Here is a 15344-nt window from a genome sequence, read left to right on the forward strand (position 1 = left end):
TCACTTGCCGGATCCGCTGCCGCCGCCGCGGAAGGAGTCACCGCTGCTGCCGCCACCGCTGTTGCGGCCGTAGTAGCTGTTCCAGCCCCACAGCCCGATCACCGTGGCGTGGTGGCGGTAGCCACGGTCGTACTCGTAGAGCGTGATCGTCGATCCCGAGGGCGTACGCGGCTCCACGACGACCAGCCAGTCGTCGTCGTAGCGCAGATAGTGGCTGGATCCCTCGGCGCGGTTCTCGTCGGCGTCGGTGCCGCTCGCGATCTGGTTGGCGACCGAGCTCACGGAGCCGTCGTCCTCGAAGACGATCCCGGCCTCGCTGTCGGGGTCGGTGCCGCTGACGTGGTCGAAGTTCTTGCGCAGGTACTTCTCGGGGCTGTTCCCGTCGCCGGACACGGCGATGGCGATGATGATGGCGAGCGCCACGCACGCCGCGACGATCGCCCAGCCGATCAGCTTGCGGTTCGGGCCTCCGGAGCCATGTGGTTCAGACACTTGTGCCCTCCTCGGGCCGGTAGCTGGTGGTGGTGGCGACGATCTCGCCGGTCTGTGGGTAGGTGTGCCAGGTGCTCCAGACGATCTGCCTGGCGTCGGACCGGTCCAGGGCCAGCGCGGTCACCGCGTGCGGGTCGCCCGGGAAGTGCGCGAGGACGGCATCCGTACGCCCGCTCAACCGCTCCACGAGGCGCGATGCCTGCGCGGCGAGCTCCTCGGGTCCCATCTCCTCCACGTGCGAGGCGAGGCGGTAGCCGCCGGCCGCGTGCGCCTCGGGAAGGGGCGCGGCCTCGTCGATCCCGCACGCGATCGTCTCGTGCAGGAGCGGGCGGTCGTGGCGGCGTACGACGACCTGGTGGCTGGCACCCAGGACGCTCAGCGTCACCGTGAGACCGCTGCCGAGGCCGATCGTCCGAGAGGCCAGCGGGGTGCAGGGGGTCGGTGCGAGGGTCCAGCGCAGGGTGTCACCGCGTACGTCCGCGAACGGGACGTCGAGAAGCGTCACTCGTCGTCCAGGGTCGCGGGCCGGTCGGTGGAGGGGTAGACGGTCAGCTCGAACGGCTGCAGCACCTCGCCGAGGGAGGGCTCCCAGTTGCTTCCCCACTTCTCGAAGCCGAGCAGCTTGCCGTCGACCGACTTGTAGTCGGCGTACTCGGCCGTACCCGAGGGCGCTGTTCCGGTCGCGCCGGTGGCGGTGAAGGCGGCGGAGCCCTTCTCCTGGAGCCGGTAGGCGACGCCGCCGACGATGATGTCGCGGTCACCGACGGCGCCCTGCTCGATGTCACCGAGCGGGATCGCGTGCCACAGCGAGACCTCGAAGCTCTCGTCGTCCTCGATCGAGAGCCACTTCCTGCCCTCGGCGTCGTCGAGCATGTGCTCGGTCCAGCGGTAGCCGTGCTCGTCGAAGTCGATCCGCCCGCGGACGAACCAGTTGTGGCCGAGGTATTCGATGACGTCGCCGTTGCGCACCTGGCGCAGCTGGTCGGAGGCGTGCTTGTGCTGGTCGCCGATGAAGTCGTCGGGCTCCTTCTGCGCCGTCGGCTGCTGCCGGCTCTTCCAGAGCAGGTAGGCCGCGACCGCGAGGGCGGCCAACAGCAGGACGATCAGGACGTAGATCACCGGAGACTCCTTGGTTCAGCGTGAGGACGACCCGAACCTTAACGTGGAGGTGCGACTTCGACATCCGGGAATCGCCCCATCCGCGGGCGGCGTACTCCGGGGTTGTCGGTACGACCCCGTAGGTTTGCCTCGTGAGGTTTCCGGGTGTCTACGCAGAGCACGGCGTCTTCGTCTGCTTCGAGGGCGGCGAGGGGTCGGGCAAGTCGACCCAGTCGCGCCTGCTCCACGAGGCCCTGACCGCCCGCGGCCACCAGGTCCTGCTGACCTTCGAGCCGGGCGACACAGCCGTAGGCAAGGACGTACGCCGCATCGTGCTGTCCCCGGAGACCGGCGACCTCGACGACCGGACCGAGGCGCTCCTGTTCGCTGCCGACAAGGCCGAGCACATCGAGTCGATGGTCCGCCCGGCGTTGGAGCGGGGCGAGGTGGTCATCACCGACCGCTATGTCGACTCGATGCTGGCCTACCAGGGCGCCGGCCGGGTGCTGGACGCCGCGCAGCTCGAGGAGGTCGCGCGCTGGGCGACCGCCGATCTGCGGCCCCACCTGACCGTGCTGCTCGACCTGGACCCGACAGCCGGCTTCACCCGGTTCGAGGAGCGCGACCGGATGGAGCAGGAGTCGGTCGAGTTCCACCAGCGGGTGCGTGCCGCGTTCGTCGGGCTGGCGGAGCGGAATCCCGACCACTACCTGGTCCTGGACGCTCGCGCTCCGGTCGAGGAGATCCACGCCGCGGTGCTGGCGCGCCTCGAGCCGCTGCTCACCCAGGCGGTGAGCATATGAACGTCGCCACGACCTCGGTCTGGGACAACCTGGTCGGCCAGCGCCACATCGTCTCCACGCTGCAGACCGCAGCGACGGGCCACGGTATGACCCAGTCGTGGCTGTTCACGGGACCTCCGGGTTCGGGCCGTTCCAATGCCGCGATCGCCTTCGCCGCCGCGCTCCAGTGCCCCAACGGCGGCTGCGGCCAGTGCCATGCGTGCCACACCGTGCTCGCGGGCAGCCATGCCGACGTCAACCTGGTCCGCACCGAGAAGCTCACCCTCGGGGTCGACGAGATCCGCGACCTCGTCCGTCAGGCAGCCCTCACCCCGGCCGGAAGCCGCTGGCAGATCCTGATCATCGAGGACGCCGACCGGCTCACCGAGCAGGCCAACAACGCGCTGCTCAAGGCGGTCGAGGAGCCCGGCGCCCGCACGGTCTGGATGCTCTGCGCGCCGACGGTCGAGGACGTACTCCCGACCATCCGGTCCCGGTGCCGGCTGGTCACTCTGACCACCCCGACAGCGCCCGACGTGACCGTCTTTCTCCAGCGCACGCTGGGTGTCGACGAGGCGCGCGCGGCCTACGCGGCGCGCGCGAGCCAGAGCCACATCGGCCGGGCCAAGGCGCTGGCCCGCGACGACGACACCCGGCGCCGGCGCGAGCAGGTGGTGGCCTACCCGGCCCGGCTGAACACCCTCGCCGACGCGCTCCGGGCCGCGGGCGAGCTCGCTGCCGTCTCGAAGGAGGAGGCCGACGCGGTCACCGCCGACCTCGACGCTCAGGAGAAGGCCGACCTCGACACCGGCTACGGCGTGGTCGATCGCGGCCGCCGGCCGCGTGAGTACGGCCCAGCGCTGTCCGCGCTCGAGAAGGACCAGAAGCGCCGCGCCACCCGCCGCCACCGCGACGTGATCGACCGCGGGCTGATGGATCTGGTCTCGGTCTACCGCGACGCGATCGCGATGGCCGCCGGCGCTCCGGTGACCCTCGTCAACGAGGAGCACCGGCGCGAGATCGAGCAGCTCGTCGCGGCCTCGACCCCCGAGCTCAACCTGCAGCGGATCGGGGCGATCTTCGAAGCCCGCGAGCAGCTGCTGGAGTTCAACGTGCAGCCCCAGTTGGTGCTGGAAGCGATGATGGTGGCGCTGTTGCCGCCCGGAGGAGATCAGTGAAACTCAAAGCAGTGACCGGCGCCGCCGCGCTGACCGCTCTGACCGTGATCGCCGCAGGCTGTGGTGCCGACGGGGGCACCCCCGACGCCGACCAGGTGAGCCCGAGCGCGGAGGCGACTGCGGCTCCGACCGAAGGGCTGCAGACCTTCTACAGCCAGAAGCTGGACTGGAAGGACTGCAACGGCGCCTTCGAGTGCGCGACCCTCGAGGTCCCGCTCGACTACTCCGACCCGACCGGCCGCAGCATCGAGGTCTCGGTCATCAAGGACCCGGCCAACGAGAAGAAGATCGGCTCGCTGGCGATCAACCCGGGTGGCCCTGGTGGCTCCGGCATCGAGTACGCCCTCTACAACAACCAGTCCTTCAGCTCCACCGTCCGCGACTCCTACGACATCGTCGGCTTCGACCCGCGGGGTGTCGGGCAGAGCACCCCGGTCGACTGCCTCGACGACGAGAGCCTCGACGCCTACGTTGCGGTCGACCCCGACCCCGACACCCCGGCCGAGGAGAAGGCGTACGTCGACACCGGCGTCGAGATGGCCAACGGCTGCGCGGCCCAGAAGGACGGCATCTCCGCCCACGTCAGCACCGTCGAGGCGGCTCGGGACATCGACGTACTCCGGGCTGCGCTCGGTGAGGACCAGCTCGACTACTTCGGTGCCTCCTACGGCACCCAGCTCGGCTCGACCTACGCCGAGCTCTACCCCGACCGGGTCGGCCGGTTCGTGCTCGACGGTGCGATCGAGCCCGGGCTGAGCGTCCTCGAGGCCAATCTCGCCCAGGCGAAGGGCTTCGAGGTCGCGCTGCGCTCCTACGTCGAGAACTGCGTCGACGAGGGCAGCTGCTTCCTCGGCGACAGCGTCGACGAAGGCGTGGAGCGCGTCCAGAAGCTGATGGCCGACATCGACGCCGAGCCGCTGCCCGCCGGCGACCGCGAGCTGACCGCCGGCAACGCCCTCTACGGCCTGATCACCCCGCTCTACGTCGAGTCCTACTGGCCCTACCTCACCGACGCCCTCCAGGCGGCGCTGAAGGGGGATGGCTCCCAGCTGATGAGCCTCTCGGACAACTACGCGGGCCGTGACCCCGAGGGCGGCTACATCAACAACACGATGGAGGCCAACTGGGCGATCAACTGCCTCGACGACTCCTCCGGTCTCAGCCCGGAGGAGGTACGCAAGCAGGTGCCCGCCTTCGAGGAGGCCGCTCCCACCTTCGGTGCCGCCCTGGCCTGGATGCTCAACGGCTGCGCCGCGGAGAAGTTCAAGGCCACCGAGCCGGAGCCCGAGATCGACGCCGAGGGCTCCAACCCGATCGTCGTCATCGGCACCACCCGCGACCCGGCCACCCCCTACGCGTGGGCCGAGGCCCTCGCCAAGGCTCTCCACAACGGCGTACTCGTCTCCCGTGACGGCGACGGCCACACCGGCTACATGCAGGGCAACGGCTGCGTCGACGACGCCGTCGACGCCTACCTGGTCGACGGCAAGGTCCCCGACGACGGCTTGGAGTGCTGATTTACCCCATGTGGGGTGGGTCCTCACCGTCTCCGCCCGCCGGATCTCGCTGACCTAGAGGATCACTTCTCGTAATTTTCACTCGAGAAGAAGGGTCACGAGTACGTGATCATGAACCAGCGAGTCCGTTCGACGACGAAGGCATTCGCTGCCTCTGCGGTCGCCGCCCTGGCGATCGCGGTCGCCCCCGTCATCAGCCAGCCCGCCCACGCCACCACGCCCCCGGGGACCGTGTCGGCCAAGGTCATCACCAAGGTCGTCAAGGTCTCCGCCAAGACGTACGGCACCAGGTCCTACCGCCCCGTCGGGAAGCTGACCGCGGGCGGCAACCCGATCAAGGGCAAGCGCATCCACCTGCAGAAGAAGGCCAGCGGCCGCTGGATGAGCGTGACCTCCTGCGTGACGAACAGGTACGGCAAGTGCGCCGTGATCGTGACGCCGAAGGTCAGCCGCTACTACCGCTGGAAGTTCGCCGGCGACGCCAACCGGCGGGCTGACGTGTCCGCGTCGTTCTACCTGAAGAAGCGAGGCTCGTCCGGCAGCACCGGCTCGGGTCTGGACTACACCTACGCCAACGGCGAGAAGGTCTACAACGCCACCTCGGCCAACGACCGCGACTGCGGTGAGATCCCGGCCGGCAAGAAGCCCGTCCGGATCAACAACAGCTCGGACCCGTGGCGCCTCGACCGCGACAACGACGGCTACGGCTGCGAGTGATCTGGAGCCTTCGTCAAGGTATGCAGGTCAGGGATCACATCCCCAGCGGAACTCCGCATGGGATGTCAGCCTTCGGCTGCATACCTTGCTGGAGGAACTGCTAGCGCCGGTGGACCGAATCCGCGATGGCCTGGATCCGCTTGGTGGCCAGCTCGATCATCAACGTGGCGGCGGGGGAGAGGGTGGCGTCGGTGCGGTGGACGACGGCGAACGTGTCGTACGTCCGGGGCCGCAGTGACACCCAGCCGGCCTTCGGTGCCAGCCGGGGGAGCAGCTGTTCGGCTGCTCCCTTGGCGATGACGCTGTCGGCGTACCCCATCCCCACCAGCTCGACGGCGGTCTCGATGTCCTCGACCTCGATCCGGCTGGGTGGGTTGCGCCCGGTCTCGTGGAGCAGGTTGCGGATGGTGACCCGGGTGGGGTCCTCGGAGCTCCAGCTCGTGTCCGACATGACCAGCGAGGCCAGCGAGAGCCGGTGCGGGGTGACCGGTGTGGCCAGGTGAGCGGGGTCGGCCGAGATGTAGACGAGCTCGTCGCGAGCCACCGGCGTGACCTTCAACCCCGGACCGGAGACGCTGCCGACGAGCAGCATCGCCGCCTCGAGCCGGCCGCGCCGCAGGTCGTCTTGGACCTCGGTGGAGTTCTGCCCGATCAGCTCGACGCGCACGCCCGGATACCGGTCGAGCACGTCGGCCACCAGCCCGGCGCCGCCGTAGAGCCGCGCGATCCCGAACATCCCGAACCGGATCGTCCCGGTCTCGAACTGTTTCACCGCCTGCACGGCCTTGCGCGCGTCCTCCGCGGCCGCGACCGTACGCTCCGCGTGCGGCCTCAGCTCGTCGGCCACACCGGTCGGCACCACGCCACGCCCTACGCGCCGGAAGAGCTGGACGCCGAGCGTACGCTCCAGGCTCCTGACCTGCTCCGAGATCGACGGCTGCGCATAACCGAGCTCGTCGGCCGCCGCGGTCAACGAGCCATGCTCGTAGACCGCGAGGAACACGCGGAGCTGGTGCAGCGACAACATAGAGACATCCTATGACTTTCCAAGGAAAGATCGTCTACCTCTATGAATCGCCGGCGGTCATCATTGAATCACCACCCCTGCGTCCGCAGTCGGTGGTTGACCCACGTTCAGAGAAGAGCAAAGCAACAATGAAGCACGGCGTACGCCGCTTGGGCCGCCTCATCGGCAAGGGTAAGCCCACCCGCATCACCATCGACGAGCACGTCGAGGCGCACCGTTTTAGTGTCGAGCGCGCAGTCTCGGTACACTCATCCGGTCCGCTCAACCAGAGCCGCTTCATGCGGTAACGGCTGACGGTACGCCGCCTTAGCTCAGTCGGCAGAGCGTCTCACTCGTAATGAGAAGGTCGTCGGTTCGATTCCGACAGGCGGCTCCGACAGAAACCCGGTCCCGACCAGCCAGAACACGGCTGAGAAGGCCGGGTTTGTTGTTTGTCATTCGCCCTCACCTGCCGCTTGTGTCCCCCCGGTGGCCCCCGGACCCTCCTCAGAGCCCGTTCCAAGCCCATTCTTGCGGCCCTTCTTGGGGCGCGGCTTCCGCTCCTCGTTCAGCCAGGTGCCACAAGGGCCGACATCCACTTCATCGCAGAGAAGGACGGACTCCCTGCCCTCGGAGTGGAGGAGATCGTCACAGTCGAGGATCCAGGGGAGAGGTTCGCCGGACATCCCGATCCAGATATCGACATCGCGATCATGCCGATCGGTGGCAGACTCCAGCAGCTTTGGGACGCTGGCCGCCGAGTCTCTTTCAAGGCCGTGGGCGCTGACCACTGCGCCACTGACGAACTTCTCAGTCGCTTTGAGCCGATCGAGCCCATCACGTTCGTCGGCTATCCAGATGGCCTGTACGACGCGGGCTCACTTCTGCCCATCGTTCGCCGAGGACACAGCGCAACCGCTCTGAGGATTGACTACGGGAACAAGCCGGTCTTCCTGGTGGACGCGTCTGTCTTCCCGGGATCCAGCGGTAGCCCTGTGTTCCTCATCGTCCCAGCATCAACGCCCGACAAGTATGGCAACATCATGCTTGGGCCCACGACGAAGGTCGTTTTCTTGGCGTGGTTGCGGCGGTCTACCATCGCGACGTGCCGTTGCACACGGCCGCTGCTCAGCTGCCATTCGCTCGGGAGTTGATCGGCCTCGGAATCGTCTACAAGGCGTCAGCGGTGCGAGACCTCGCTCTCCAGATCCACAACGCGTGAGAACTTGCTTACGCCAATCCCGAGAACTGGTGGACTGGCTGCGTGCCAATGAGATGCGTCGCGAAGAGCGATATCAATGTATGGAATGACCCCTTCCGTTGGGTGTGTCGGGTTGTCAGCGCTGACCTTGCTACGACGCGTTGTCGAGGAGCTTGTCGCAAGCTGCAAGGAATCGACGTTCGAAGTCAGGATCCTCAAGCCCAACAACCTCGACCATCCCCAGTTGGGATTGGTGCTCTAGGTAATCTCTAGACGCCATACTCAGCGACGAGAGACTCGAAACTACAAGGACGATTGGTCTAGCGAGCGACGCGGGTTGAAGTCGATTGAACCATCTGGCGAAGTCGGACTGGTTCCGGGCAAGCTTGAATTCCACTCCCACGTATCTGCCATTGGGATCCCGCACAGTTCCATCTAGGCCCTCATGGTCACCTTCCTGGTCACTTGCCACGGTAAAGGTCCAACGAGGCCTCGACGTGACAGCCCCGGTGACCCGTCCTATCGCGTTCGTCTCGAAGGCGACCCAGTTCAGCATGGCGTACGTCGCAGAGGTTCCGCGAGTGGTGTCCGATTGCATGAGCCGATCCGCGACGGCCCTGGTTGCGGTCGGACTTAGTTCGCTTGCGACCACTTCTGTCATGACCTCAGCGGCCTCGGCCTCCTTCGTCATGTCGAACTCGTTGCCGCCGATCACCCACCGAAGTGGCACTCTGCCGACGATCGCGAGAAGCATCGCCACCGCCCCAACGACCAACAGCCCGACTGTTCCCGCCTGATTGTTCGACGTAAATACAGCCATACCCCCGGCGGCCAGACCGCAAAGGCCTGTGAGCAGCACCAGTCCGCGCAGGACGCCATTGAGTTCGTGCACCGTGGCGGCCTTAGACCGCTGATCCTCCATCGACCCCACGCGGCGATTTTTGCAGTTCGAACCCGTGGCCCGGGCGGAAACGACCGTCCGCGAGTCCCTAATCCTCGGTACTCCGTCCTAGCCCGGATCGTTCACGGCGCCGCGGCCGCGCGACGCCCCCAATGCTGAGTATTTCCGGGAGGGAGCGCCGAACCTCCCTACAAGGAATAACTCAGGTGCGTTACCGTCAGGTGGAATGTAAATCGCTTCTGAGTCGACCCCGCGGGGCCATCTCGGCAGACCGTGAACACGTCGGGCCTGGGGCGAGAGGACAAGACGCCTGCGGACTCGGCGCCCTCAAGTGACTGCAAATGGCGGAGAGGCCGGCGCGAAGGCGTCGCGCAAGCCGAATACACGACTCCGTCCCACAGTGGCGCTTGGGCCTAGCGGCCCAACTTCCGTCACGCGCCTAGAGATGCCTGAGATGGACGATCTCAACGATGACGAGTTGAAGCTCATCACGTTCCTCCCCGCTGGCCTCGTCGTGCTAACGACAGCGCTCACTGCGGTCGGAGGTTTAACGGGTGGTATCGCACGAATGTTCAGGAACAGCTCGACCCTCGCCGTAGTTGTTCTGCTTGTCATGCTCCTTGCAGTCCTATGCGCGCTGTTGGCGCAGCTAACCAAAGGTTGGAAGGCAGGGCTAACGAGGGGTCTCCTCGTAGCGGGAGTCCTACTCTTCGTCCTTTCACTCGGCGGTGGCATGTACATGGCGGTGGACACCGCTAAGAACACCGATCGCCCCAACCTCTCGGCAGGCCTGACGAAGGCTGAAGACGGCCAGTGGACGCTTGAAGGCACAGCAAGCGCAAGCGGCCTCAAAGCGAGCGGGAGCCTGCTGGTGTACATCTACGCATACCCGACAGGAGACGATGTGGTTCGCACCAAACTCTCGTCTGCCCATACGGGCCCTAATGCTGAAGGCGTTGCGACAGCAACGTTCAACGTCCCACTCCCTTCTGACCAGGAGTATGTCTCCTACGTCGTCACGGCTGCAGTTGGAGACGAAGCGCGGTTCTGCGAAGGCGAGCCCATCCAGGTGTCGGCCAAACTGAACGAGGTCGACGTGCCGGGCAAGCGTGACTATGGAGAGAACAACGCCTGTGTCGTGCTGCGGCCTCCGCCGCCCACCGAGTCCACCGAATGATGGGGTCATGCGCATCGGGTCGATGCGTGCGGCGTGAGAACTTTCTCTACTGACTCAAGGCGCGCTCCGCGCGCAGGGCCCGCCGCCGGCGGGCCAGGGACCCCCGCGCTCCCGGGCATGCGGCCTGGCGGCCGGTCCCTCCCGCGCACCCCCGTCCCGACGGCACCGGGCCGAAAACGAGAAGAGCGCCCAGTCCGTAGACCAAGCGCTCACTCTCCAACGTTGACGCGACCGCCATGCTTGACGGCGTCCGCCTCACCTCAGCGATCCCACTCCCAGTCCTCGATCCGAGCGTGAACCGCGATCAGGTTCAGGCGCAGCTCGGCGAAGAAGCCCTCGGCCTGGAGGCGATCCAGAAGCTTCCTTGCCTCGACCTCGGTCGTGAACGCACCCACCTGAAATGCGCCCTCGCCCGGCTGCCGGGGATCGACGTACTCAACACACCACGCCGCACTCGGCTCCACATAGCCCTTGGGAGGTTCGCCTTCAATACTCACGGCCCGATTATCGTCTCTGTGCAAAGCCGAGCGGACCGAGCTATGGCTAGCGCTCACGACGCAGAGCCCGAGCCTGACCAGTGATGCCGGCGATGTCCAGGCGATCACGGATCCAGGGAGTCGGCTGATGACGAGGGGGAGGTGGGCGCGGCTGCCGGCCGGGACACTCCCCGCGGTGCTTCTATGCTCGCTGGTGTTGGGCAGCGTGGGGGCAAGCCCCCAGACCCCCGCCGAGGGGGCCAGGTGCGGGAATGGGTGACGCTCCGCCCCCGCGATACGGACTTGGCATGTGCTCCAGAATCGTGGCCCCCGGTGGCCCCCGGCCCTGAAATAGGTTCGGAGGAACGCAACGGATGCAACGAGGCCAGGAGCGCGTAGAAGGCCGTGGCCACCGCCAGGAATGCTCTCGTAATGAGAAGGTCGTCGGTTCGATTCCGACAGGCGGCTCAGCAAAGTGCCTTCTGACCAGCGATAACGCTGGCGGGGGCCATTTGCGATCTCGGTCCGAGTGTGGCGAAGCGCAGTGTTTGGCCCGCAACTCGGGACGCAGGCCTTCGTGGTTCCCGGTGACCCGAACTGGCCCGGACGGGCCGTGCGAGGACTCGGAACGCTGCTCCAGCCTCAGTCTTCGAGCGGGGCGAGGACGTGTGCCCTTTCCTTCCAGGCAGTCGACTGAGGAGACCAGGATGTCCCGGCGGCCGTGCTCCTCGGGTCAGCGTGATCGGCTCTGAGGTGTCTTGGCGGCACAACGTTGATGTCGGTGGTGCCTGCAATGATGCGCGGCATGCCTTCTGAGTCCTCCGTGCAAGTGCCGTTCGTTCCCGAGGTCGCTGCTGCCTGGGAGCGCATCAGGGCGTGGTTGGAGGAGTGGGCACCGTACGAACTGGGCATGGCCCGACCGCCGGCTCCTGCCGAGGTGATTAAGGACCTAGTGGCGAGGTTCGATCTGGACCCGCAGCTCGCGACATTGCTCACCGTCGTGGATGGTGAACTCAACGCCGGGGTCCTGTTGGCGCCGAGCGTCAACCTGATGCCGGCCTCGAAGGTTCGTCGGTTCGAGCTCCTCGACGGTGTCCGAGACTGGGTCGGTGACATCCCGGATGAGCTCGAGTGGATCGAGTTCGCTGTCGATGGCTGTGGCGCGACGCTGGTGATCGAGCACGGTGACGGAGACGATCGAGGTGCAGTGAAGGTCGTCGAGTACGAGTTCGGGTATGTCGGGAAGAAGGTGTGGCCGAGTCTTCTTGCCATGCTCGAGGAGGTCGCGGACGGACTGGAGACGGGAAGCCCGGTGAGCGGTGGGCTCGGCGGCTCTGACTACGTGCCGGTGCTCGGCGGGGACGGCGCGATGTGGTGGGACTCTGCCGATGAGGGTGCGACATACTGGTCCGACTTGTCATGGCGGCAGGCCATGGAGCGGCTGCGGCGAGCGGACCCCGAGGCGTACGCCACACTGCGACCTCCCGCACCGGGCGATGCGCTGGGCTCCCTGCGTGATGGGTGGCGACGAGTCCCGTCCCAGCTCGCTGACCTGATGAGGCTTTGTGACGGTGCGACCGGGCCGGCGGCGTACCGGATTCTTCCAGGTGGCTATCGCCCGTTCACCAGCGAGGAAATCCTCGCCGGGATCGAACGGCTCGGTACGCCACCACAGATGGGCCGCCCGGTGTCTCCCGCGGAGCGGGCTGAACGTGCGAAACGAGGGCCCGTGGAGCTCGACCCGACCTTCGATGAGCATCGTTGGGACTCGATCCCGCCGATCCCGTTCGCGGTGTCATCAGCAGGAGCTGAGCTGTTGATCTGTCGGAACCGTCGAGGTGAGGACGGTGCCGTACAGGTGGAGGAGGACGGATGCGGAACCCTCCACACTCTGTGGCCGGGTGTTGCCGTGATGGTCCAGGATATCGCACGCTGAGACCGTCGCCGCGACCTTGTAGACGAATGCCGGCGCATGACTCCTTGACGGGTGTCCCGCGTGGTCGGGTCATATTGCCGCACTAGGTTAGTCGACCTCGCCTTCGCAGTCGGACGGGAGTGCCCTTCCTTGCGCTGATGCCATACATCGCTGTTGAACGGCTCCGAGTTCATCGGGTACGTGGTGTGGGGTGAACGCCTGAAGCGGGGACCTGCCGTAGGCCCTGGGGGCCGACGATGACCGGATTCTGGCCAGTCGATTTGGCTCTCTGGATGATTGCCGTACTCGTTGTCGCCCTGTACCTAGGCACCATCAATTTTGGCGCCCTTTCGCTGCTGCTCGGTTGGTAACCGCCGTGATCAAGACGCTCGTCTGACCAGCCTGAACAGGGCAGGAACGGCTGGGGTTCCTTCGTTTCGTCCACCGCGCCCGTCGGTGAGCAGCCGGCGGGATCGCTCACGGGACTTGTCTGGCGGCCCTTGACGACAGCCTCGGACCCCTGGTTATGTTAGCGCTCACATTCATGTGACCGCAGTCACACATGAGTGAACCGGCGTTTGTCCAAAGCTGACCCTGGAGCGCAGATGGACCAGTCGAACATGACCCCCCACAACCAGCGCCGGAAGCATCTCGGGCGCACCCTGGCGGCGCTTGCGTCGTTGCCCCTGATTCTGACCGGCCTGGTGACCACCGCGCCGGCGCAAGGCGCGAGCGACGTTGGGCTCGTCGTCCACTACCCCCTCGACCAGACGACCGGCACCACGGTCGTCGACGAGTCCGGTGCCGGTCGCAACGGCACTCTGGCCGGTGACGCGACCTGGCTCGGTGGCGAGGGGCTGTCCCTCGGTGGCACCAGCGGGCACGTCAGGCTGCCGAACGACGTGATGGCCGGCCTGACGTCGATCACCGTCTCGCTCGAGGTGAAGATCGCAGCGGACCAGGCCACGCCCTACTTCATCTGGGGACTCGGCAACACCGGCTCCAACGGCTCGGGCAACGGCTATCTGTTCACGACCGGCAACGCCTACCGGACGTCGATCGCCACCGGCAACTGGAGCACCGAGCAGACGGTCACGGCAGGCCGCAACCTGGTCCGCGACACCTGGAAGACCATCAGCTATACGCTCGCCGACGGCACCGCGGTCCTCTACGAGGACGGTATCGAGGTCGCCCGTCGCACCGGTGTGACCATCACGCCCGCTCAGATCGGCAACGGGGTCACGACCGCGAACTATCTCGGCCGATCCGTCTACAGCGGCGACCGCCATCTGAAGGGCCAGCTGCGCGACTTCCGGATGTACGACCGCGCGCTGACGGCGGCAGAGGTCCACGAGCTGGGTCACGTCACCGACGAGCAGCGCGTCGAGCGCGACCTCGCCTGGCTCGACCTGGGCGACACGTCCCGCGTCGTCAGTGACCTCTCGCTCCCGAGCAGCGGCCCGAACGGCTCTGCCTTCACCTGGGCCTCCTCCAACCCTGCCGTCGTCTCCGCGACCGGCGACGTCACCCGGCCGCCCTATGGCAGCCCCGATGCCGCCGTGACGCTCACCGCCACCGCAGCCCACGGCTCCGCCAGCCAGGCCGAGGAGTTCACCGTCAACGTGCCGGCCGACATCAGCGACGAGGAGAAGGTCACCCGTGCCACAGCCGCGCTCAAGGTCTGGGACGCCGACCAGATCCGCGGCAACATCACCCTGCCGACCCAGGGCCTGCACGACACGACAGTCAGCTGGACGTCCAGCGAGCCTGCCGTCGTGACCCCGACCGGCGAGGTCGACCGGCCGGCGTACGGCGAGAAGTCCGTCCGCCTGGCACTCAACGCCACCGTGAGCCTCGGCAAGGTCAAGGAGAAGCGGCAGTTCCGGCTGACGGTCCTGCCGCTGCCGAAGCAGGAGCCGCTCGAGGGCTACACCTTCGCCTACTTCACCGGTGAGGGGACGGCCGACGGCGAGCAGGTCTACCTCGCCGCCAGCAGGGGAAACGACCCGCTCCACTGGGACGAGCTCAACGGCGGCCAGCCGGTGCTGCGGTCGCAGCACGGCGACAAGGGCGTACGCGACCCGTTCATCATCCGCTCCCCGGAGGGCGACAAGTTCTACCTGATCGCCACCGACCTCAAGATCTACGGCAACGGGGACTGGGACGCGGCACAGCGCAGCGGGAGCCGCTACATCGAGATCTGGGAGTCCACGGACCTCGTGAACTGGTCCGAGCAGCGACACGTACGCGTGTCCTCGCCGCAGGCCGGGAACACGTGGGCGCCTGAGGCCTACTACGACGAGGGGATCGGTGCGTACGTCGTCTTCTGGGCCTCCAAGCTCTACGACGAGGACGACCCCGAGCACGCCGGCAACACCCACAACCGGATGGTCTACGTCACCACCAGGGACTTCCGGACCTTCAGCGAGCCCCAGGTGTGGATCGACCCGGGCTACTCGGTGATCGACTCCACCGTCGTCGAGCACGAGGGGACCTACTACCGGTTCACCAAGGACGAGCGGAACAACACCTCCACCACGCCCTGCAGCAAGTTCATCGTCGAGGAGAAGGCCACCTCGCTGCTCGACCTGGACTGGAGCTTCGTCGCGGAGTGCATCGGCAAAGCGACGGCCGACAACCCGGGCATCGACCGCGGCGAGGGGCCGACGATCTTCAAGTCCAACACCGAGGACAAGTGGTACCTGTTCATCGACGAGTTCGGCGGACGCGGGTACGTGCCGTTCGAGACCACCGACCTGGACTCGGGCTTCTTCCGGATCTCCAGCGACTACCAGCTTCCCAGCCGCCCCCGCCACGGGACCGTTCTGCCGGTGACGAAGGCCGAGCTGGACCGCATCCGCACCGCCTACCGAGTGTTCTGAGG

The 15344-nt window shown here is 66.7% G+C and carries 15 protein-coding genes and 1 tRNA gene; 10 read left to right on the forward strand and 6 right to left on the reverse strand.

The window, feature by feature from the left end:
- From ACFX43_RS04595 to ACFX43_RS04605, 3 genes are read right to left on the reverse strand one after another with little or no spacing between them, the layout of a single operon-like run.
- Complete coding sequence (locus tag ACFX43_RS04595) at positions 1-492, reverse strand: DUF4247 domain-containing protein (RefSeq protein ID WP_378817586.1); 492 nt, start codon at positions 490-492, stop codon at positions 1-3.
- Complete coding sequence (locus ACFX43_RS04600; RefSeq protein WP_378817588.1) at positions 485-997, reverse strand: DUF2617 family protein; 513 nt, start codon at positions 995-997, stop codon at positions 485-487. The genes ACFX43_RS04595 and ACFX43_RS04600 overlap by 8 nt, the downstream gene beginning before the upstream one ends.
- Complete coding sequence (locus ACFX43_RS04605) at positions 994-1611, reverse strand: DUF4178 domain-containing protein (RefSeq protein WP_378817591.1); 618 nt, start codon at positions 1609-1611, stop codon at positions 994-996. The genes ACFX43_RS04600 and ACFX43_RS04605 overlap by 4 nt, the downstream gene beginning before the upstream one ends.
- 131 nt (positions 1612-1742) lie before the next feature.
- Here ACFX43_RS04605 and tmk point away from each other — a divergent pair, with 131 nt between their 5' ends.
- From tmk to ACFX43_RS04625, 4 genes are all read left to right on the forward strand, one after another.
- A complete protein-coding gene (gene tmk, locus ACFX43_RS04610) occupies positions 1743-2393 on the forward strand; it encodes a dTMP kinase (RefSeq protein WP_378817594.1) in 651 nt (216 codons plus the stop codon).
- Positions 2390-3550: a DNA polymerase III subunit delta' gene (locus ACFX43_RS04615; protein ID WP_378817597.1), complete on the forward strand. Its 1161-nt coding sequence runs from the start codon at positions 2390-2392 to the stop codon at positions 3548-3550. The genes tmk and ACFX43_RS04615 overlap by 4 nt, the downstream gene beginning before the upstream one ends.
- Entirely contained in the window at positions 3547-5067 is a 1521-nt protein-coding gene (locus ACFX43_RS04620; RefSeq protein WP_378817600.1) for an alpha/beta hydrolase, read from the forward strand. Before ACFX43_RS04615 ends, ACFX43_RS04620 begins: the two co-directional genes overlap by 4 nt.
- Before the next feature lie 111 nt (positions 5068-5178).
- Positions 5179-5784 (forward strand): excalibur calcium-binding domain-containing protein, encoded by a 606-nt coding sequence (locus ACFX43_RS04625; RefSeq protein ID WP_378817604.1) that lies wholly within the window; start codon positions 5179-5181, stop codon positions 5782-5784.
- A 100-nt stretch (positions 5785-5884) separates the two neighbouring features.
- Here the strand turns inward: ACFX43_RS04625 and ACFX43_RS04630 are convergent, their stop codons facing one another.
- Positions 5885-6811 (reverse strand): LysR family transcriptional regulator, encoded by a 927-nt coding sequence (locus tag ACFX43_RS04630; RefSeq protein WP_378817607.1) that lies wholly within the window; start codon positions 6809-6811, stop codon positions 5885-5887.
- Between the two features lie 11 nt (positions 6812-6822).
- Between ACFX43_RS04630 and ACFX43_RS04635 the strand changes: the two genes are divergently transcribed.
- From ACFX43_RS04635 to ACFX43_RS04645, 3 genes are all read left to right on the forward strand, one after another.
- Positions 6823-7098 (forward strand): hypothetical protein, encoded by a 276-nt coding sequence (locus ACFX43_RS04635; RefSeq protein WP_378817609.1) that lies wholly within the window; start codon positions 6823-6825, stop codon positions 7096-7098.
- A 13-nt stretch (positions 7099-7111) separates the two neighbouring features.
- Positions 7112-7184 (forward strand) — tRNA-Thr (locus ACFX43_RS04640).
- Positions 7185-7425: 241 nt separating this feature from the next.
- Positions 7426-7944, forward strand: coding sequence for a hypothetical protein (locus ACFX43_RS04645; protein ID WP_378817612.1), 519 nt, complete (start codon positions 7426-7428; stop codon positions 7942-7944).
- A gap of 198 nt (positions 7945-8142) precedes the next feature.
- Here the strand turns inward: ACFX43_RS04645 and ACFX43_RS04650 are convergent, their stop codons facing one another.
- The gene (locus ACFX43_RS04650) at positions 8143-8922 is read right to left on the reverse strand and encodes a hypothetical protein (protein ID WP_378817614.1); all 780 of its coding nucleotides are present in this window, start codon (positions 8920-8922) and stop codon (positions 8143-8145) included.
- A gap of 424 nt (positions 8923-9346) precedes the next feature.
- Between ACFX43_RS04650 and ACFX43_RS04655 the strand changes: the two genes are divergently transcribed.
- Positions 9347-10069, forward strand: a complete 723-nt coding sequence (locus ACFX43_RS04655) for a hypothetical protein (protein WP_378817616.1) — start codon at positions 9347-9349, stop codon at positions 10067-10069.
- A gap of 260 nt (positions 10070-10329) precedes the next feature.
- On the opposite strand, the gene ACFX43_RS04660 is transcribed toward ACFX43_RS04655, so the two are convergent.
- Positions 10330-10566: an SPOR domain-containing protein gene (locus ACFX43_RS04660; protein ID WP_378817618.1), complete on the reverse strand. Its 237-nt coding sequence runs from the start codon at positions 10564-10566 to the stop codon at positions 10330-10332.
- 784 nt (positions 10567-11350) lie between these two features.
- On the opposite strand from ACFX43_RS04660, the gene ACFX43_RS04665 reads away from it, so the two are divergent.
- Both ACFX43_RS04665 and ACFX43_RS04670 read left to right on the forward strand, forming a co-directional pair.
- Positions 11351-12481: a hypothetical protein gene (locus ACFX43_RS04665; protein WP_378817621.1), complete on the forward strand. Its 1131-nt coding sequence runs from the start codon at positions 11351-11353 to the stop codon at positions 12479-12481.
- Positions 12482-13065: 584 nt separating this feature from the next.
- Positions 13066-15342, forward strand: coding sequence for an immunoglobulin-like domain-containing protein (locus ACFX43_RS04670; protein WP_378817623.1), 2277 nt, complete (start codon positions 13066-13068; stop codon positions 15340-15342).
- Positions 15343-15344 lie beyond the last annotated feature (2 nt).

This window comes from Nocardioides sp. YIM B13467 (assembly GCF_042788075.1).
Classification (GTDB): Bacteria; Actinomycetota; Actinomycetes; order Propionibacteriales; family Nocardioidaceae; genus Nocardioides.